Below are 21737 nucleotides of genomic sequence, written 5' to 3'. Positions count from 1 at the left end.
TCGCGCTCATACCTAGTTATAACTGCCACTTTTGCTGTCCTACCAAAGTCCATGCCTTCACATCACTACAACTGAGGCCGATGTAAATCGAAGCGCAGCGCCTCTGAGATACCATAATATGCCGATGGGCCACCCGCACGTAATACGGGTTCAGCTAACGCGGTTTGATAAATCCCTTCGCTATTGAGTAGATGGGCATCGATATGCACAGCTACTACTTCGCCAAGCACTAACCAGGTATCAATGTTGTCGCCATTGGCAGCAGTAAGTTGGATACATTGGGATATTTTACATTCAAAATGCACCGGACTTTCGGCTACTAAATCGGCTTTAACGATTTTGCCCTGTGTGGGTGTCAGTCCAGCAAATGCAAACTCATCCTGACCATGGGGTAGCATGGCTGAGGTTTGATTCATTTTATCGGCAAGGCTACGAGTCGTGAGATTCCACACAAATTCTCCCGTCTCAACAATATTGGCCACACTGTCCTTCCAGCCGGTGCTAGCAAAACCAATAATAGGTGGTTTGTAATTGAAACAATTAAAAAAACTGTAGGGTGCCAGGTTACGTTGTCCAGCCGCATTACGGGAAGAAATCCAGCCGATTGGCCGTGGGGCGATAATGGCATTTAAGGGATCATGGGGTAAACCATGTCCTTGGCTGGGCTCATAAAAATAACGATTGTTTGTCATTCGCTTGCTTCTCCGCTGTTACCACTGCTCAAGCCATTCTCATCAAGGATAAATACTTATGTTGGCTGAGTTCTAGGCTGCATATTAGCTTGTAAGTAAAGGAATAACACTGACAGAAAGTAAAGAAAGACCAAATAAAAAGAGGGACATGCGTCCCTCTTTTTCATTTGAATCGCGACTTATCTTGGATTAAGAACGGCGCGCTTTTTTAGCACGGCGAACAAACGCCATCGACAGTAAGCTCAGTAGGCTCCAACCTAATGCACCACCCGAACTAGACTCAGTTTCTTCAACTGGTGTCTCTGTTGTTTCTGGCGTTGGCTCTTTGCCATCTGAAACAACAGTCAGTTTAAAGCTAGTGCTCGCAGCATCAGAGCTGATCTCGTTATCACGAACCGTCACAGTTACAATCGTTTCGCCGTGGAAGTTCTTCTTCGGCATCAGAGTAAAGGTGTTCCCTTTCACTTCTGCAGTCACTTTATCGCCAGTGACTTCAATCGTGTTTGGTACTTTGTTCGCATCAACATAGCTCACCACTAGACCTTCTAGCTTGGTATTTTCAGGAACTACTTGGTCAGCAATTGGTGCGAGCTTAATGTTGCCATTAACGGTAACGGTATGAACTTGCTTGATAGATGGAGCACCTTCTAAGTCATAGTTCAGTTCGATATCCAAAGCCTTACCAGTCGCTTCTGGTTGTACCGCGACTTTGAAGCTCACTTCCATTTGGCTCTGCTCTGGACCTACATAGTCGTAACAGATAACCAGATCGTTGTGCAGCTTCTCATCTAAGTTATCGTAACCAAAGACTTCGTAAAGGTTACCATCTTTAGCGCCAACGGTTTTTGACCAAGGAGAATCAAAACCTTCAACGAATACGGCACCTTTCGCTAGGTTTTCGCCTAGATTGCTGTAGGCAAAGATGATTTCGAACTTACCAGGACGATAGTCAATACCACTGCGAAGAATCGCTTCGAAGTCGTACTCATCACCGGTTTTGGTGTCGGTTACGTTATCGAACTCAAGGAACAGCAGGTCACCTAGATCTGGACGATCTTCAGCGTACTGACTCGCAATCGTTAGACCCCATGGATCAGATGGGTCACGACGGTACTTGGTTGCAAAACTACCACGCCAGAATGGCACCACAGCTTCGTTCAGGAAGGTTGGACCACGGTGCTGAGACATGTACCAGAAACCAGTGTTGAATTGTAACGCACCCACGGTATGCATACGCATGTAACCCGCGTTCGGCTGGTTGTACACTTCGAACTTAGCGTCTTTTTTGTAGAACAACCAATCGATCGGTACATCAAATGAGGTGTTAAAATCACCAACAAACCAATCAGCAGTAGGCTGAATACGGAACTCACCCTGCAGGTCGATGTAACCACCAGTAGAGTACTCATCAATCAGCGGGGTGTGACACATCTTGTCAGTTAAGTTAGTGCTAACTTTATACTCACGGGCAACATCACGAGTCGACAGCTGTAAACCACTTAAGGTTAAACTGTGTTCATCGGCAACAATTGCCTTAGTCACGTCTTCGTTATTGGTCTGAATAGTGCCGGTGGCTAAACGCATACCTTCTGGAATTTTCAAATCGAACTTGTAGTTACGATCTTGAGTTTCCATGTTAGCAGCAATCTTCAGCGTAACGTCAATAACATCCATGCTACGGGCTTTATCTTGGCTGACTGACCAAGTTACCGCATCGTCTGCACGGCGAATATCCAATGCTGTGTAACCTAAAGTACCTTCAGCACCTGGCATGTTACCTAAGTCAAAACCGCCATAGTAGATATCGCCAGCTTTTGTTTCGGGTAAATTCCAGTTAATACCGATACTGTAGTTACCGTTACCATCGTGCGAAGCTGGGCCTGACATGGTCAGGTAACCTTTATCATCGTTTTCCATGATAATGGCATAACCGGTGTCGACGTTTACATCACCTTGGCTTTGGCCATAGGCAGCTGCAGTTGCCACCCAGTAAGTACCTGGTGTTGGGTTTTCGAAACTACAGTAGTTGTGCTCAGATAGGCTAGTTGAAATACAGACTAATTCGTCAACGTATTCCTGTCTGATTAGGGTAGCGCTAGTTGTGCCCTCTGTAACGAAGGTATTATTTTCGTTCTTATCCAGACCCACCATAATGAATGGTTGAGGTTGGCTATAACGAGGGTTTAAGTTCTCTAAAGTCGTGACCTTCTCAGCCTTCTGGACTGCAACAACGAAACGCTTTGTACCTTCAGGAATGACGACAGGACGAATATCCCAACCCTTATCGATGTTCGCTTTGCTCAGTAAAGCACTCACCGTTGTTAAGGTATTGGAGTACACTTCAGGTTTTACAGGACCATAGAAACGAGGCGTTAACTGGCTATAAGCGTCAGTGTTAACGGTTAAGGTTTCAGTACCTTGATCACGGGTGATTTCAAAGCGATGTGCAAGGGGTAACTGATTAGCAACACTTGCCACAACCACTGGCATATGTACTTCAGGTGAGTTGTTGTTAACCTCCTTTAATACCACTTGACCATTGAAGAAAGCATTCTTATTAAGGACACCACTCCAAGGCGCATCGACCTCTGCAGGCTCAGTCTTGTATTCGATAAAGCCAGGGTTTTTTGCCGTGATAATAATATCTTGGGTTTGACCGGCCTTAAGGGTGAAGGTGGCTGGCGAAACTGTCAGTTCAAAACCTTCTTCTTTAGCCACACCTTCAACGGTCCAAGAACCATCGCGTGTCGCTTTAACCGTACGCATCCAAGAACAGGTCTTCTCACACTCCATTTCAACCATAGAAGGTAAGTTCAACCAGTTAACGATACCACCATTATTGGGGTTAGCATTACGGTAGTTTTCAATGGTTTCATCCATTACTAAACCACTGTCAGCCGCACGTGCAACGTTAATCGCACCCGCACCCGCCATAAAGTTGTAGTAAGGATCAAGCAGCTCATAGCCTGTGTTCAGATATACAGGGCCTGCGGTTAACATAAGCGCAGATTGGATCTCCGCTGGTGTCCAGTCAGGGTGAAGCTGAGTCAACAGGGTCATGGCACCGGTTACATGCGGAGCAGCCATAGAAGTGCCGCTCATGAAGGTCCAGTCAGACGCTGTTGGATTATAGGTAAATGGCTGGTCGTCAGCGTTAGCCGCGTAAATATCCACACCTGGTGCAGTTAAATCTGGCACTAAAGTGTTGTTGGTCTTACTTGGGCCTAATGAGCTGAATGTCGCTAGGTTATTACCCATAGTCGCATCAAAATCATAACTATTGGTAAAATCGGTAATCGTTGCACGGGCCGCGGTGCCGTTTTTATTAACCCAGTTACGAATAGCCGTACGCTTCGCCGACTTAACTTGAATACCAGGGATAACAAACATATCCGCTGCTAGGTTATCCGCCGCTGTGCTGATGTTTTGCAGAATAATACCGCCTGCACCACCCGCTGCTACGTTTTTAGCTTTCTCAACACGGGCGATATCGCCGCGCTCACAAACCACGATTTGATCGCTTGTGAAAGTACCCGCTGGGAACGGCACGTTACAGCTTGCCGCTGTATAAGCATCGCTAGTGTCTGGATCAGCATAAGTTTCAGCCAGAACCACTTGACCTGTGATTGAACCCGAGAAGCTAGTCCCTTCGATTGGAGCAGTAGGCTTGCTTAATGAGCCCTCAAAGTCTTGCAGGGTCTTAATACCTTGCTTGAGCACGCGATCATGAGTCGTTGCCCCCACAGTAGTCACCCAAGGTGAACTGTGATCAGCCGTCCAGTAAGCGCCACTGTTACCCGCAGCCGCGGCAACAGAGATACCCGCTTCACGGGCTGCAAGGAAGGCCTCTTCCATTGGATCGCCCCAAGGCATTTGCTCAGATCCACCGATAGAGAAGTTAATCGCATCAACGCCATCGGCAATCGCATCTTCAAAGGCTGACAGGATCGCAGACTCTGGACAGCCCGCATAAGGGTCGCCGCTGCTACCAGGCCAACAAACTTGGTATGAAATAATGTGCGCGCGTGGTGCAACACCACTCGTTTGTGGGAAGTTAAATGGTACATCCACACCATCACTCACCGCATCGCCAGTAATACCTTGCAGCGGGGTGTTTTCAATGGTGTTACCCGCAACAGTACTTGCGGTGTGCGAACCATGGCCCGCGTAGTCTTCACCGTTGGCAGGGCGAATACGCTTGGTTGAATATGGTGAGCTTTGGAACTCAGCAGCCGAGTAAACGTCGGTGATTTCTGGGTATGAACGCACGCCCACTAGCTTGTTATTACAAAGCTCAGGGAAAGTACCACAATCACCGATAGGCGCGGCGTTTTTATAAGGGTTTAATCTTGCGTACTCTTCATCGTCAGCAAAAGCCACGTGGTCGGTGTTGATACCGGTATCGATAATACCGACGACCATACCTTCACCTTTAACTGGTAAGCCGCCTTGGGTTGCTGTGCCGTTCCACATTTTGTCCGCGCCAACAAAGCTTGGACCACGGTCGGTGCGTAATTCAAAAATACGGTTTAAAGAAATGCGTTTCACACCCGTTTGGTGTGACATTTTAATTGCATCTTCTTGAGTCATCTCAACAACTAACGCGTTGCTTGCAACCGTGAATTGTTTTTGAACTTTAACGTTAGCGCCCGCTTGACGCACTTTAGAAACAAACGAGTCCTGTGCGCTTAATAAATAGTTCTTATAGGATTGCGCTGTCGCAGTGTTCACACTGACGCGACCCTTTGCAATCACAGAACGGTTAACAGGCGCCCTAGTCGCTGCTAAACCAGGGATGTCACCTTCATAGGTAGCTAAGGGCTCAGCTTCAAGCTGGACAATATAGGTTTGAACACCATTAGAACTGGCTTGTGGCTGGAAAATCTCTTCAGGGGTGCGCGCCTTTTTCACGCGGTTTACCTGCCCTGGAGTGCCAACATAAATGTCGCCGCTGAGATCTGCTCGACGCTGTTCAGTCGCTTTCAGTACGTCTTCTGCGGTGAAAGTAGGAATATAAAAACTGCTACCTTCGGCCTTCTCCATCCTTGGTTCGGCCAATACAAACGTACTAGCACCGGCAACATAGAGAGCGGTTAAGCTCGCTATCGCGGTCCGTTTGAACTGCTGATTGTTCATAACATTTCCTTAAGCATTATATTGTTATTTTATTGGTGCACTAAAGTGCGGGGGGTAGGTATAACAAAATTCTCACAAAAAATGCGTACCATTATGTAACTTTTGCGCAACAACTAATCACACATTAAGAAACCAACTAGATGCAATTCGTTACATTTAACACAATAACGACCAGAATCGGTCCATAGAATCTTCACTCTCAAGCCTTAATCATCAGGCATTACAACTGGGTTCAAATAAAAATATACTTAAAATTCATCGCGTTTAATTAAAGCTGCTAGAGTGAGATCGAGGGGTAAGATCAATATTCATAGAGATTGAATTGATTACGGGGTGAGTGATGGTGATTGGAAAGCAAATCTCAAAACGTATGTTATTTACGGCACTTTTAGGCATTGCAGGTTGCGTTAGTGTTACCAATGTAAACTTCGATAGTCTCTACGGCAGCAGCTCACCCGATAATCGCGCACTATTAACGGCAAGTACGTCCGAGAACCACCGATTCGTCGCAGCAGCGGCAGAACCCATACTCAATAGCCGTTGTGTTGTGTGCCACGCCTGTTACGATGCCCCCTGCCAACTGAAAATGTCCTCAAAGGAAGGTATCGAACGTGGCGCAAATAAAGAGAAAGTCTATCAGGGCACACGACTTACAGCGTCGTCGCCTAACCGCCTATTTTTCGATGCCTTCGAGGTGCAACAATGGCGCGATCGTGGGTTCTATCCCGTCCTCAATGAACGTGCTCAAACACCTACCGCTAATACCCAAGCCTCGGTAATAGGGCGCATGTTGCAGCTCAAACAGGCACATCCACTGCCGGATACTAAACTGCTCGATAATCAATTTGATTTAAGTCTCGATAGGGTGCAGCAATGCCCTACGCTTGAGGAAATGCCAAGCTTTGAGCAACAACAGCCCCTTGCAGGTATGCCCTATGGACTACCCGCACTTAATGCCAAGGAGCATCACACTTTGATGCAGTGGCTTGAAGCAGGTGCTCCGCTGCCAAGCAAAAAACCACTGGGGTCGGCTTTTGATGTTGAGATTGCCCGCTGGGAACGTTTTTTAAATAACGACAGCTTAAAAGCGCAGCTTAGTGCCCGTTATATCTATGAACACCTTTTTGCTTTTCACCTGTATTTTACTGAACTGACCGCCGCCAGCAGTCCAGCCAGCTATTTTGAATTGGTGCGTTCGCGAACACCGCCAGGACAGCCTATCGAGCTTATTGCCAGTCGCCGCCCCTTTGATGATCCAGGCACGTCACGGGTGTATTACCGTTTTAGGCACTATAGCGCCACCATAGTCGATAAGACCCATATACCCTACGCCTTAGACCCGCAATTACTCATGAAATGGCAACAATGGTTTATCGATGCCGATTACAAGGTGGATGCTCTGCCCAGTTATGAAGCTAGCGTAGCGGCCAATCCCTTTGATGCCTTTATGCAGCTCCCCGCCAGTTCACGTTATCGCTTTATGCTAAATCGTGCCCAAGACACCATTATGGGTTTTATCAAAGGACCCGTTTGCCGTGGTCAGGTAGCACTCAATGTGATTAACGATCGCTTTTGGGTCTACTTCGTCAATCCCGAATATATGAACGATACCGATTTCAATCACTTTTATCAGAGTCAGCTTGAAAACCTGAACATGCCTGCCGAAGAAGACAGTACGGCACTTGCGGTCACTTGGGTCAAATACGCCAAAAAACAGGGGGAATACTTAAGGGCGCGCAACCAATTCTTAAATGAAAAATTTAAAGATGGTCAGCGCTTAAGCCTAGAGGGTATTTGGGATGGCAACGGCAGTAACGATAATGCCAGCTTAACGGTGTTTCGCCATTTCGATAATGCTACTGTAGTCAAAGGATTAGTCGGATCACCACCCAAAACAGCTTGGATTATCGACTATGCTCTGCTCGAGCGGATTCATTACCTATTAGTGGCGGGATTCGATGTCTATGGCAATTACGGCCACCAGCTACTTACCCGCCTTTATATGGACTTTTTACGCATGGAGGGGGAATCTAACTTTTTAACCCTACTGCCACAGGAGGAGCGGCGCAAACAGCTACAGGACTGGTATCAGGATGCGGGCACTCAGCTCACCGACTATATCACCGGTGACATCAATGGCTTTAACCAACCCACAGGTGAGCTTTACTATTCCAGTGATTTTAAGAGCGAATTATTCAAAAAGCTTGGTTCTAAAGTCGCTAAGGTTCAACCTAACCGCTACCGAATCGAAAACAGCACCCTTAACGCTAATAGCCAAGCCTTACTGCGGGCGCTTGCTAGGGTGAAAGGTCAACAGGCGACGTTACTGCCTGAACTTACCATGATTATGATTGAACCCAGCCATGGGAGAAACGCCGAGCTATTTACCTTAGTGCGTAACAGCGCCCATAAAAATATCTCCAGCCTATTTAGCGAAGAAAGCAATCGCGCTCAAATCCATGATGACGTAACTTTAGTGCACGGTCTTTTGGGGAGTTATCCAGAGGCATTTTGGCATATTGAGGAGGCGCAGCTCGCCAAGGTGACAGCAATGGTTGAGTCGTTGCAGACTGAAGATGACTATCAGGCACTGATGGATTTAGTCGGAGTGAGGCGAACCAATCCTGCATTTTGGGACTTTAGCGATAAACTGAATCAGCAGTTCTTCGCGAACCAACCGATTGAGAGCGGTTGGCTGGATTACAATCGGTTGCAGAATCGCTAAATGCGTTTGCACCTTAAACAGGTTATCGATTCAATTCCCGAAACCTCAGCCAAATAAAGAAGGGAACCTAAGGTTCCCTTCTTTATTCAAGCTCGATTACCAGATCTGTACCCGATCCTCTGGTGCCAGATACAGCTTGTCGCCCGGTTTAACGTCGAAGGCGGTATACCAAGCATCGAGGTTACGCACTGTGAGTGCGCGGTACATGCCTGGAGCGTGGCCATCGGTCGCCACACGGGCGCGAAGTGCCTCATCACGCATCTTAGTCGCCCAGGTCTGTGCAAACCCGATAAAGAAACGTTGATCACCGCTAAAGCCTTCGATCACTGGTGCTTCTTCACCCTTTAATGAGGCGCGGTACGCATCATAGGCTGCAGCTAAACCCGCCACGTCGGCAATGTTCTCACCTAGGGTGAGCTTGCCATTCACGTGTAAATCAGGGAATGGTGCATAACCGTCGAACTGTTTAGCCAGTGCTTCACCCTGTTTGGCAAACTGGGCAAAGTCAGCCGGTGTCCACCAGTTGCGCATCGCACCAGTTGAGTCAAACGCTGCGCCGTTATTATCGAAACTGTGGCTGATTTCATGGCCAATCACAGCGCCAATGGCGCCATAATTATAGGCCGCATCAGCCGCTGCATCGAAGAATGGCGGCTGTAAAATCCCCGCAGGGAAGTTAAGCGCGTTCTGCACTGGCAGGTTAACCGCGTTGACGACTTGAGGCGTCATCCACCACTCACCCTTATCCATCGGCTTACTGATTTTCGCTAACTGGTGGACGTACTCGGCCTTCTCACCGTTGATCGCATTAGCATAGGCATTGGTTGGTGAAACCACATAGCTGCCGTAATTGCGCCAGTGCTCAGGGTAGCCTACACCCACGGAGATAGTTCCCACTTTAGCGAGTGCTTCCTTCTTGGTTTCGCCATCCATCCAATCAAGTTTTTCAACCCGTTGGCCGAAGGCACTCACAATGTTGTCGACCATGGCGCTAACTTCGGCCTTGGCAGAAGCTGGAAAATATTGCTCGGCATACACGCGGCCAACCGCATCACCTAAGTAATCGTCTAATGCACTGAGGGCACGTTTATCGCGGCTGCGCTGCTCTGGCGTCCCAGAAAGCTTTGTACCATTAAAGGCAAATGCGGCATTATCGATAGTCGATGGCAATACATCGGCGTGACTGTTGATATGATGGAACACCAACCAATCCTTCCAGGCATCTAATGGTTCGGTGGCCACCAATGCAGAAAGCTGCGTAATCGCACTGCCGTGATAAGCGGCGAATCTATCTTGCGTACCCAGTTGAGCTGCCACTAAGAAGGCTGTCCAATCGATGCCCGGCGCCTTAATATCAAAGTCTGCGCGGCTCCATACGGCGGATGCCTTAGTAAAATCTTCACTGTCTTCACGACTAACATGGGCGGCAGCAATTTTACCTTCGAGGGCAAAAATACGATCAGCGCGTAATGCGGCATCACTCACGCCTGCGTCGTTTAACAGCGTCTCAATATAGGCGCGATAAGCGGTGCGAATTTCGGCCATTTTAGGCGCGTCAGAGAGGTAATATTCACGTTCTGGTAAACCTAAACCGCCCTGAAGAATGTAAGGCAGCACCTCACCAGGGGTTGCTAAACCTTGGGTCACAAAAATACCAAATAGGTTTTCAGTAAAGAAATCGGTCGCATTGAGCGGATCCACGTCGGCGCGAAGATTAGCCCCTAGGACTTCAGATAATTGTTGTGTATTGCTGATCGCTAGATAACGCGTCAGCTCAGCTTGTGCAGGCTTCATACCCGCGGCATCGATGGCGGCAACATCGGTATAGGCCTTGTAGAAATCGGCGATACGCGCTTCATCACTACCTGCACTGTGTTGTACTTTCACTAAATCTGCAATTAGGCTGGTTTTGTGTTTTTCCGTTTCGAGGAAGGCGACGAAGAAGGCACCAGTGCTTGAGCGGTCTGCGGGTATTTGGGTGTTCTTCATCCACTCGCCATTGGCGTAGGTGTAAAAGTCATCCCCAGGTTTTACGCTAGGTGACATAGAGGCGATATTAATACCAATCGACGGCGCTTCAACCTGAGAGGTCGCTTTAGATGCCACTTTAGCGGCTATATCACTGTTATTGATATTATTTACGGTGGGGTTATCGCCACAGGCGCTGAGTCCGGCTAGTACTGTCGTTGACAGTAGCAACGCGGGGATAAAACGGTCCGACATGAAAGACTCCTATTATATTAGTTTTTGTATTTTTTATAGTTAGATTTTGGCTAAGACTCAGCCTGATACTCGTCAATGAGCTCGATTGCAAATTGCCTAGCTGGTCGCGCTGCAGTGTAACTGGCGCTAGGGGCAGATGTAAAAGCAAACTCGCAGGCTCAAGCACTATATCCTAGGTTCAGCTTAACGAGCGAAGTACCTCGAAATAGCAAGCTTTGAATTTAAGGGCGGCTTTCATTAGAATTGCCGCTCCCATTTCCCCTATCAAAGGTATTTACATGCAACTCTCCTCGTTAACTCAACCCATTTACGACCACCTATACCGTGATATCAGTGAGTTTCGCAGCACCTTTGATTTAGCAGTGAACGATGCAGCCTCGTTAGATGACAAGGCAGATATCCTTCATACCTCGTTGATCATTGAAGAATTAACTGAGCTTGCAGAGGCCGATAGCCGTATAGAACAGGCCGATGCTATCGTCGATTCAGTCTATGTGTTGATGGGACGTTTAGTGCATTTAGGCGCCGTTAAAATGGATGCACGCTTAGAGATTAGCTACCTTATCGACCTGCTGCTTTGCGTGGCAAAAAACCGCGAAATTGATTTTATTCGCTGCTGGGATGAAGTGCATTCGAGCAATATGAGTAAAGTGTGCCGCAATGAGCAAGAACTGGCTGAAACGGTTGCGTTTTATGCCGAGCAAGGTGTCGAGATCGTGGGCAGCAAAAAAGGCGATTTTATTATTGCCAAATGTGCTAAAGATGTTGAAATGGCTGGTAAAGTCGTACGTCAGGGTAAAGTGCTTAAATCCGTCTACTATCGCCCAGCCGATTTAAGCAAACTCGTTAAAGCTTAAGCTTGAAGGCCTGTATGCTTGCCCGCAGTTGTGTTGTTGAGTGCCCAAAGGTGTCATTCACCTAGGGCGCTCATGCTGATAATTTGGCTAGACATCCATATCGATAGCTGCGGGTAATCGCACTTCCACCAACGTCATCCCCTTTGCCTCATCAACCTTAAGGCGAGTATCGCCCCCTTGAGCTCTGGCAAACAGGCGTGCTGCGTAAGTACCAATGCCGGTGCCATCTCGCTTACCTTCAGTGGCATATTTTTCCCAAAATCGCTCGCGAATCGACTCAGGGATCTTACCCAGATTCTCAATGTGTATCACGACTAACTGCGCTTCACGGGAGAAGCGTATGGCGATATTGGTATGGGGTGGCGCCGCCTCAAAGGCATTTTTGAGCAAGTTAAAAAAAAGCGGATGACATAATCTCGGTTCGGCCATGAGGTCGAAAGTGCTACTGATGTCTTCTTCGGGGGTAAAGGTAACCGCTAAGTGTTTATTTGTAAAAGTTCGCTGCATTAGTGCTGCAAGCTTTTCCATCAATTCGAGCACCGAAAACCACTCGGCTTCGACCTCGTATTCCCCAGCTTCGATAAGCAAAATATCCGATGCCAAATTAATGGTTTGAATCGACTGCAGTGCTAATTCATCCACCAAATTAATCTCTGATAACCACTCCTTCGGAAAACTGGCCTCTTGGGCAAATTTTTGTGCGAGTGCACTAATAGTCGCTAAGGGCCCCTTCAGATCATGAGTGATGATGCTGTCGGCGCTATCACGTTGCTCAAGATACTGCTTAATCTCCTCATGTTGTTGCTTAATGCGGTTCTGTTGTCGACGTCTAGCCAACGAATTTGCAATCTTTTGCTTAAGAATATCTGCCTGCACGGGCTTAACTAGATAGTCACAGGCACCAAAGCGCAGCCCTAGTAATTGTTGGTCGACATCATCGAGTGCACTGATAAAAATCACAGGGATCTGCGATGCCTTTGGGTGCTCGCGCATGCGTTTAAATACTTGGTGCCCATCCATCCCCGGCATCATCACGTCGAGCAACACTAAATCGGGTGGCGTATCGGATAAACAGTAATTGAGGGCGCTTTGACCATCCTGAGCCTGGAGCACTTGGTAGTCGTCGCCAAGTAATCCTGCCATCAGCACTAAATTTTCGAGGAGATCATCAACGATCAAAATAACACATTGGGCATTGTCCAAAGGCGCATCTTGACCAGACATCTCAAGCTGATTACTCACTTCAGAGGAAGATGCGGCCTCCAATTTTGCCCTATGGGAGGCCAGTGCCTGTATCACTCGACTCTGCAACGTTTTGGCATTAAAAGGTTTAGCGATAATGTCTAAAACCCCATACTGAATAGCGACTTGTACTAAGCTTCTGTGGGTATTAGCGGTCACCAGCACTACAGGTAACTGCTGCCATTTTTCCTGCAGCCTGAGATGATCTAATAACTCCTGACCATGGCCTTCGGGCATACTCCAATCGAGCAACATGAGATCAACAGCATTATTTCTCAATATTTCTTGCGCTTGCTTACCACTGTCCGCCTGCAGCACCTGCCCAAATCCCATTTGGCGTAATTGCTCTGCAATAATCTTTCGAAGCGAATCAACATCTTCAACCACTAATACCTGTAAATGGGTTAATTCCATGGTTAGCTCCTATCCTCAGTGGACAGATTAAGTTCAGTCATTAACGCGTTAAGCCCCTCCATGGCAGGTTCAAAATCAAAGAGTTCCACATCCATTTTCAATTGTTTTAGCAAGCCCCTTTGGGATTGCAATTGTGGAGCCTGAATAAGTTTATCCACTAGATCCAAAGCGTTTGTGTTGTAATCCCTTAAACTCTGTTGGAGTTGAGTTAGCAAGGAGCCTAAAGCTTCATCGGACAGTTCAAACTCAACTTTACGAAGCGTTTGCTGGCGTGACCAAGTACCAAGGCCACTCACCATGCACTGCAAATCAACCTGCAGCGCGAGTAATTGCGCTACAAAATCCTTTGTTAACGGTGGTTCTTCGGTTCGACAACGGCTTTCTAATTCTGCGGCTTGTCGACTCAAATCCACAGCGCCAAGATTGGCGCCCACGCCTTTTAGCGTATGCAAACACAGCATTAACGCACTGATATCATTTGCTTTAGAAGCTTGTTGTAGTTGAGACAGTAACGTGTCACCGGTATTGATAAATAAGCCTAAAAGTTGGCTGTAGAGCGCCTCATTGCGATCGCAAAGCGCCAGTCCCTTCTGGGTATTAAGACCATCGATTTGAGGAAGCGTTATTCCACCTACAGATTTTTTAGCGCTCACGGGAACGGGTTTACGCTGTTTAGGGGTAATCCAACGGGCCATCACAGCGTAGAGATCCTTTACATGTACAGGTTTAGTGATCTGATCGTTCATGCCGACATCCAATGCCTTTTCAATATCTCCCGTCATGGCATGGGCAGTCATGGCAAGTATGGGTAATTTGGAGAATGCATCGATAGCACGAATGCGCTTTGTCGCCTCATAACCATCCATTACCGGCATTTGGCAATCCATCAACACGCAGTCGAAGGCTCGTTTTTGTACTAATTCGACCGCCTCAAGTCCATTATTCGCGACCGTTACAACCATCCCTGCTTGGCGTAATAGCTCCACAGCAAGCTCTTGATTAAGTTCGTTATCCTCAACTAAGAGTACTTCAGCCCCCGCCAGCTGAGTCTTTAAACCATGCAGAGAATGCTCCTGAGTGAGTTGCACATCACCCTCCTTGTCGAGATCAAGTAGCATCAATAAAGCATTACCCACAGCGATTGGCGTGATGGGTTTAGTCTGAAACATAAGCTGTGTATGACTTTCAATTAATTGCCTCGACTCTTCCTGCTCCGCTAATGTGCCTAATAACAACATTTTCGCCTTAGGCGCATTAACTAAAGCAGTGCGCACTCCCTCATTGAACGCACTATAGTCACAGATAAGTACAGGTGCAGCGCCTAATTCCTTGTCCTGCGACGACGATTCTTGGTGTTGGTTGAGTGAATCAATCACCTGTTCCTCATTAATACTGCTAACGGACATCTTTGCCGAATTGCCATGATCGGTAAGTAATTTATCCAGCCTAGGATCTAGACCGACCAAATTAACGCTGACTCCGGCTAATGCCTTAAATGGTGAACGGGGTGCATGGTAATCCACCATTTCCAAGGTCAGTTTGAGATAAAAATGGCTGCCCTTTCCCTCCTCACTCTCACACCACACTTCCCCCCCCATCAAACTCGCCAGACGACGACAAATCGCCAAACCTAAACCTGTTCCGCCATATTCACGGGAGGTAGACGCATCGACTTGTTCAAAAGAGCCAAATAACACTGCCAATTTATGCTCAGGGATCCCTATACCAAAGTCTTCAACACAAAACGTGATGTCGACTTGGGCTTCCCTTTGTTCAACTTGGCAACTAAGAATGACCTTACTCATAGGCTCGGAAAACTTAATCGCATTGTTACAGTAATTAATGAGGATCTGCCCTAAACGCAGGCTATCGCCATAGAAATAGCGTGGAAGTTCAGGGGGAAGATCAAAGAGAAAATTCATCTGTTTCTCTTCGACCTTATAGCTGATTACATTGGCCAAATTAGAGAGCACATCGTCCAAATCAAACTCAGTCCATTCAATCTTCATCTTGTCGGCTTCGATTTTAGAGAAGTCGAGAATATCGTTGAGTATACCCAGTAAATTACCCGCCGCTTGATGCACCTTACCAACATAATCCCGCTGCTTACTCGACAATTCTGTCTGCAATACTAAATAGGACATACCTAAGATGGCATTCATTGGCGTGCGAATTTCGTGTGACATATTAGCGAGAAAATCTGACTTAGCTTGGTTAGCTGCCTCGGCAGCATCTTTTGCATCGGCTAACTCCAGCTGAATACCCTTAGCTTCTGTGATATCCAGCGCCCAACACAGGTTAGCATTTTGCCCGTCCTGCACTGTGTAATAGGCCGTAATCAATACATCCCTTGGTTCACCATCACGGTCAAACAGTTGAGTCTCAAAAATGGTACTTTCTTTATCTAAGGCAAGTTCCCTAATACGATTGTCATAAACATCAGGATCGATAAAAAGCGGATAAACCGACTGTCCCACTTCGAGCCCCGTCATCTCTGTGAGTTTCTCATTTACATAGCGACAGATCCCACCGATACAAATCCACACTCCTATTGGACTTTTCCCGAGGACGTTTTTCAAAAGATCACGCTCTCGTTCAAGCAGAGCACTCATCAACTTACGATCTGCCAGATCGTGGTAAGACCCCAGAATATATTGCTCTCCGTTGATTTCTATCCGTTTGAATTGCGCCTCAACGTCAACGATTTCGCCAGTGGTGGTCAGCAGTTGCGACTCAAATTTATATTGGCCATGGTCTAACACATTCTGCAATCGCTCAGCAAAACGCGACGACTTATCTCCATCGACGCTCTCCTCTGGATAATAGATCTGAACACTTTTGCCTATTAATGCCTGCTTATTCTCAAATTTCAGCATTGCTAACAGTGCCGTATTACATTCGAGAATGGTGCCTGTTTTATTGATGATCAAACAGGGGTCGACGGCGGATTCGAACAAGGCCTGAAACTTATGCATGCTCAAGCTGAGCTGCTCTTCCTTATCGATTCGTCTGGCTAAATCACGATTCAAGCGCCAATTACGAAGACCGAAAAACAACACCACTAACAGCACACCCACAATGATACGTACTAACCAGTTGTAAACCTCTTGCTTTTGAAGCCCAAGATCGTATTGCACATTCACCCATCGATTTTGAATTTCACGGGCTTTTTCATCTGAGATTTGGGCCAGAGCCTTATTCAAGATCCGTTGTAACTCGGGCCAGTCCTTGCGAATGCCCATAGACACTCCAAAGCGGTAATCACTAACGGCAGCAATACGCAATCGATTAAATTTCGCGGTTTGAAGTAAGTAAGCTGCCGTTGGAAAATGTACAAAGGCGGCATCGACCTCGCCCGAGTCAACTGCACCAAGGGCTTTATCTAAACGATCAAACAGCACGAGTTCGATTTCTGGGTGGTCTTTTACGAGTTGTTTATGTGATACATCATCCGCAACGACACTGATCCTTTTTCCCTTTAATTGTTCCAAGCTCTTGGGATGCTCACCTTCAATTAGCGTCACAATCACTGGCGGGTATTGCTCTATTGGGGCGGTGAATAACATCGATTGCTCACGATCCGCACCGGGCGAAGCCAAGGAGAGCATATCGACCTCCTGACGAGTGAAATCCTCTACCGCTTTTGCCCAACTCCCCTCGTTATAGGTTTGAAACGTCAACGGGGTAATACGGCTAATTTCGGCGAGATAATCCGCCATCATGCCTCGATGCACACCGTTTTCATCAATAAAATCAATTGGTGCAGAGGAGGGATCAACACCCACTCGAATATTAGGATGTTGTTTAATAAAAGCTCTTTCCTGTGTCGTTAATATGGTTAAAAAACGATGTAAATCCATATCAGGGATCAAGCTCAAAGGGCGATAATCGATATGACGAAGGCGAGGATTAAGGGCAAGCGATGCCTTAGTAAATTCTGGCTTTAACGTATCAAACTCAAGTAACTCGAAGTAATCATTGTAATTATGTTGATTAATGATCAACGGGGCGATTAAAAACTCAAAGCCCTTACTGTGAATATCAATACCATTTAAATGATCAAACATTAACACCAGCGCGAAGGCCCCTTGAAATTCAACTCCGCCCACACCGGCACTAACCTGACCATTTTGAATTGCCTCAGCTAGGGGTAAATTCCACGTTAATGAGCCAATTTGAGGGGCGGGAAGAGGTTTAGCCGCCTGCGCAAGCGCTGAGACAGTGAGGGCCATTTCGGAATTCATGGTAACCACAGTATTAATATCGGGGTCTAATTTCATCGCCTTCAAATAGGCTTGCTCGGTGCTCTCAACGCCCCAATCTGTATAAGCCACCCTAAAACTAGCATCAGGAAACTGGTTTTTAACGACGTTCTCAACCTCTAAGGTACGTTTCTGCACGTCCAAATTGTCTTTAGTACCGACTAATAGTAGCAAATTCAGCCGCTTCACTAAGCTCTCACCCTCCAGCATATTGTCGAGTAATTGCTGACCGAGGGCATCGTCGTTAACGGCGACCCGACCTATCCAGTTGGGATTCTGTTGTCGAAGGAATAAAGATGCGAGTTTGAAATTGGAATTGATAGTAACGACGGGAATTTGCTGTTGATTCGCCTCAGTGAGTAGCTCGTCCCCCATGCCCTGAATAGGCACAAAAATAAGCCCTGACACACCAGATTGAATCGCCTTTCGTCCAAGCGCCATCAGAGTCTCGGGGGTATCATCGCCATACACAACCTCTAGCTGAATATTGAGATCTTCTGCGGCACTGGAGGCAAATTTCTCTACTTGTCGCCAGTAGGGTCTATCCGCCTCCAAGATCAGGGTCACCCGATGCCGATGAGATAGCTTTTGTGCTGGAGTCAGCTGTGACAGCTTACTTGCACTGACTTTAGATTCATCATCAATGGCCATTGCAACGCAGGTAAAAACACTTAGACTCGCCAATATGACACTGACAATCAGCAAATAGCATCTTGATAGTGTTGACCAATACGACATACCACTAACTTGTTTATTGTGCATGGCAGAACTGCCCGCACTCAACAGACCAACAACAGACCGCTGTAATAGTGAACACACCCCGCCGAGTACGGCCATTGTGTTCCCCCTCAATTTTCGCCCCATAAGCTGGGGATTCTTAGTTGTAAAATTCACCAAAGATGTCGCCTATGGTGTCCAAACACACAGTTAGAGCAGCTCAAAGCCACCTTCGCAAAAAATTGACTCATAACAGTATAATGCGAAGAAATTGGTCTGTAGGCTTGGGCGAAAGTAAGGGATTAAAATAAGACATTCATCTGATATTGCTTAGTAAGCGAAAAATTGAAAAGAGTGCAGCTAGCAACGAGCCTTTCACTCTTATCAATGGAGGTTTTGGACTGTTTAGCCGTTTTATTATTTCGCAAAACGATTGGCAAAATTTCGTGTCATACTCTAGTAATTGAGCGTTTTAGATTCAGAGAATTAGTTTTCAGCGACTTACCAAGATGTAAAGGAATTCAGCAGCAAATCCTGCCGAAGTTGGCCTAGCTGGACGCATGGTAGAGCACAGCTTTAACCGACGTTGAGTTTAGCCAATCAAAGCTCAAGTTGAGGCAAAACGATGACCGATAGCACAACCAAGCCAACGTTACTTGTCGTGGATGATACCCCGAATAATATCCAGATTATCCACGGGATTTTAGGGAATGAATATAATATTCGTGCAACTACATCGGGGGCAAAAGCGCTAAAATTGGCCGCGACAGCCCCCTTTCCTGATTTAATTTTACTCGATGTGATGATGCCTGAAATGGATGGTTTCGAGACCTGTAAGCACCTGAAGCGCGATCCTAATACCAGCCAGATCCCCGTTATCTTTGTCACCGCTAAAACCGATACTATTGATGAGCAAACAGGCTTTGAGCTTGGGGCTGTCGACTATATTTCAAAGCCCATTATCCCAGCAGTGCTGAGGGCAAGAACTAAAACCCACTTGGCTCTGAGCAATCAAGCACGTCAGTTAGAAGCACTCGTTCTGGAGCGCACTCAACAGCTCGAAATTACCCGTTATAAAATCGTTCAAAAGTTAGGTTTAGCAGCCGAATACCGAGATAACGAAACAGGGCTTCACATTACTCGAATGAGCCATTACGGGCGCATTCTGGCTGAGAAAGTCAGTAATTCGAGTGCTTGGATTGAAATGTTCTACACCGCCCTGCCCATGCATGATATTGGCAAAATCGGCATTCCCGACGCCATTTTATCTAAGCCAGGTAAACTCACTGACGCCGAAAGGCTTATCATTCAGCAGCATTCAGTCACAGGTGCACAAATTTTGGGGGATGACGATGACCCGCTGATTTCCCTTGCAAAGGAAATTGCCCTTAACCACCATGAACGCTGGGATGGCACTGGATACCCTAATGGTATTAGCGGCGAACATATTCCCGTTAGCGCAAGAATTGCCGCCATCGCCGATGTGTATGATGCTTTGACATCAGATAGGCCTTACAAGGTTGCATGGAGTGCCGAAAAGGCCTTTGACTATATAGCCGAAAATGCAGGGACCCAATTCGATCCCGAATTAGCTCGAATTTTTCTAACCTGCAAAGAACAAATATTAGAAGTGCAACAACGCTTTGCAGAACCGGCTCCCCTTTCGGCCTAGTCGCACGAAAACAAGGATGCCAAATGAATGACGGCAAATGTTTTATATTAATCTGCAATCAAGGAACTCAGAGTGCATCCCTCTAAAGTCATTAGAGCCGAGGTGAAGTTATTAACTGACCTACCGAATATTGGCGCAGCCTGTGCCGAAGATTTACGTCAGCTTGGGTTAACCAAGCCTGAACAGTTGATCGGTCAAAATCCCTATCAACTCTACGAAAGACTCAATAGCATCACAGGCCAAACCCACGATCCCTGTATGCTGGATACCTTTATCTCTATCACCCGCTTTATGGATGGGGAAGATCCCAAACCTTGGTGGTTTTATACCGTAGAACGCAAACAAACCCTCAAGCTCAAAGCTAAGGATTAAAGCGCTGAATCTCGGCTTATGTCGGCCTCTGATGCTGAGTCAGTTGCTGTTATCTCGGGCGCATCGTGCAACCATTCTCGCCAAATTGCCACCAGCAGCGCCATAAGCACGGGGCCAACAAACAAACCGACAAACCCCATGGTTTTCACCCCACCAATTAAACCAAAGAAAGTCGGTAAGAAAGGAAGCTTTATCGGCCCACCCACTAAGTTAGGTCGCAGGGTTTTATCGACAATAAAGAGTTCAATACTGCCCCAAAGGAATAAACCCACACCGGCTGTCATATTACCTGTTCCCACTAAATAGATGGAAATTAGGGTAAACATAGTCGGTGCTCCACCTGGCACCAGCGCCATAAAGGCGGTTAACACCCCAAGTGCCACGGCAGAGGGCACACCGGCAATCCAATAGGCTGTCCCAAGAACAATCCCCTCACCAATGGCAATAAGCGTCATGCCAATCACAGTCGAACTGACCGTTGCAGGTACAACCCGCGAAAAGCGGTGCCAACGCACGGGTAGGATGCGCTCACCGACAATATCGACCTGTTTAGCAACAGACTCGCCATCCTTATAGAGGAAAAACAGTGTGATCAGCATAAAAAGGAGCGTCAACAATAAACCTAAGGTATTCCAGCCAAATTGCAGCACCCAACGGGAAATTCCACTTAAATTCTGACCACTAACGGCACTTACAATCTTGCCAAGCTCATGGGGCTCGCCAATAAATTGTTGCCATTGCAGAGTTAACCATTCACCCACTCCCGGCAGCTCTGTTATCCAAGTCGGAACGGGGGCACCGTGCTGATTGGCATAAACTAACCATTCAATCCAAGTACGAATTTCCTGTAATGCGTAGGAAAGTACCAAGGTCAGTGGCGTAATCAGTCCGAGAATGATAAGCACAAGGGCGATACTGGCAGCGAGTGTCGAGCGACCACCGCATTTATCTAATAGCTTTTGATACAAGGGCCAACTGGAAAAACACACAATCAGCGCAGCGAGGGCGGGAACTAAAAAATCGACAAAGAAGAACACACCGGCACACAGCAATAAAATCAATAGGGTACGACCAACCGCGGCATTGCTGATAATCTGTGCCATGGGTAAAACTCCTCGGAAATCCAATAATGGATACAACAGCGTCGGTAAGGGAACACTCACCATCGGGATTAATGCCTTTTAGGATCGAAAAACTTCGCCCCTATTCCATGGGCATGACATTAATTCAAATCGTTAGCTGATTTCAATTAGGTCATACAAAATAAACAACCTTCCATACCCTTAGGGCCCGTTATCTAGCGCATCTAATTCGCTGTCGTTAGTTTTAATGAGGTTAGCGGGTTTAGTGAAATCGGAAATCAGCTTACGCACTTTACCCTCCATTCTCCCTAGCTATTTCGTAATAGTGTAAATACCGAAATGA

The 21737-nt window shown here is 46.9% G+C and carries 10 protein-coding genes; 4 read left to right on the top strand and 6 right to left on the bottom strand.

The annotated features are described in order from the left end of the window. Window positions 1-65: 65 nt before the first annotated feature. Window positions 66-692, bottom strand: a complete 627-nt coding sequence (locus K0H61_RS01855) for a flavin reductase family protein (protein ID WP_220051082.1) — start codon at window positions 690-692, stop codon at window positions 66-68. A gap of 189 nt (window positions 693-881) precedes the next feature. Continuing rightward, the gene (locus K0H61_RS01850; RefSeq protein ID WP_220051081.1) at window positions 882-5828 is read right to left on the bottom strand and encodes a S8 family serine peptidase; all 4947 of its coding nucleotides are present in this window, start codon (window positions 5826-5828) and stop codon (window positions 882-884) included. Between the two features lie 340 nt (window positions 5829-6168). On the opposite strand from K0H61_RS01850, the gene K0H61_RS01845 reads away from it, so the two are divergent. Next, entirely contained in the window at window positions 6169-8553 is a 2385-nt protein-coding gene (locus K0H61_RS01845; protein WP_220051080.1) for a fatty acid cis/trans isomerase, read from the top strand. Between the two features lie 96 nt (window positions 8554-8649). Here K0H61_RS01845 and K0H61_RS01840 read toward each other — a convergent pair whose 3' ends face one another. After that, window positions 8650-10776, bottom strand: a complete 2127-nt coding sequence (locus K0H61_RS01840; protein WP_220051079.1) for a M13 family metallopeptidase — start codon at window positions 10774-10776, stop codon at window positions 8650-8652. Between the two features lie 278 nt (window positions 10777-11054). On the opposite strand from K0H61_RS01840, the gene K0H61_RS01835 reads away from it, so the two are divergent. After that, entirely contained in the window at window positions 11055-11633 is a 579-nt protein-coding gene (locus K0H61_RS01835; protein ID WP_220051078.1) for a nucleoside triphosphate pyrophosphohydrolase family protein, read from the top strand. Between the two features lie 87 nt (window positions 11634-11720). Here K0H61_RS01835 and K0H61_RS01830 read toward each other — a convergent pair whose 3' ends face one another. Further along, window positions 11721-13289, bottom strand: coding sequence for an ATP-binding response regulator (locus tag K0H61_RS01830; protein ID WP_220051077.1), 1569 nt, complete (start codon window positions 13287-13289; stop codon window positions 11721-11723). 2 nt (window positions 13290-13291) lie between these two features. Then, window positions 13292-18388 carry a response regulator gene (locus tag K0H61_RS01825; protein WP_258405988.1) on the bottom strand — a complete coding sequence of 1699 codons (5097 nt, stop codon included), beginning with the start codon at window positions 18386-18388 and terminating at the stop codon, window positions 13292-13294. Window positions 18389-18893: 505 nt separating this feature from the next. Between K0H61_RS01825 and K0H61_RS01820 the strand changes: the two genes are divergently transcribed. Both K0H61_RS01820 and K0H61_RS01815 read left to right on the top strand, forming a co-directional pair. Beyond that, window positions 18894-19940 (top strand): HD domain-containing phosphohydrolase, encoded by a 1047-nt coding sequence (locus K0H61_RS01820; RefSeq protein ID WP_220051076.1) that lies wholly within the window; start codon window positions 18894-18896, stop codon window positions 19938-19940. A gap of 72 nt (window positions 19941-20012) precedes the next feature. Further along, the gene (locus K0H61_RS01815) at window positions 20013-20312 is read left to right on the top strand and encodes a helix-hairpin-helix domain-containing protein (RefSeq protein WP_220051075.1); all 300 of its coding nucleotides are present in this window, start codon (window positions 20013-20015) and stop codon (window positions 20310-20312) included. On the opposite strand, the gene K0H61_RS01810 is transcribed toward K0H61_RS01815, so the two are convergent. Continuing rightward, on the bottom strand, window positions 20309-21415 hold the full coding sequence (locus K0H61_RS01810; RefSeq protein ID WP_220051074.1) for an AI-2E family transporter: 1107 nt from the start codon (window positions 21413-21415) through the stop codon (window positions 20309-20311). The two genes, K0H61_RS01815 and K0H61_RS01810, sit on opposite strands and share 4 nt — an antisense overlap. Between the last annotated feature and the right edge of the window lie 322 nt (window positions 21416-21737).

The sequence above is a fragment of the Shewanella acanthi genome, from assembly GCF_019457475.1.
GTDB classification, from domain to species: domain Bacteria; phylum Pseudomonadota; class Gammaproteobacteria; order Enterobacterales; family Shewanellaceae; genus Shewanella; species Shewanella acanthi.
Note: the sequence above shows the minus strand (reverse complement) of the source record. Positions and strands in the feature narration are given on the sequence as shown.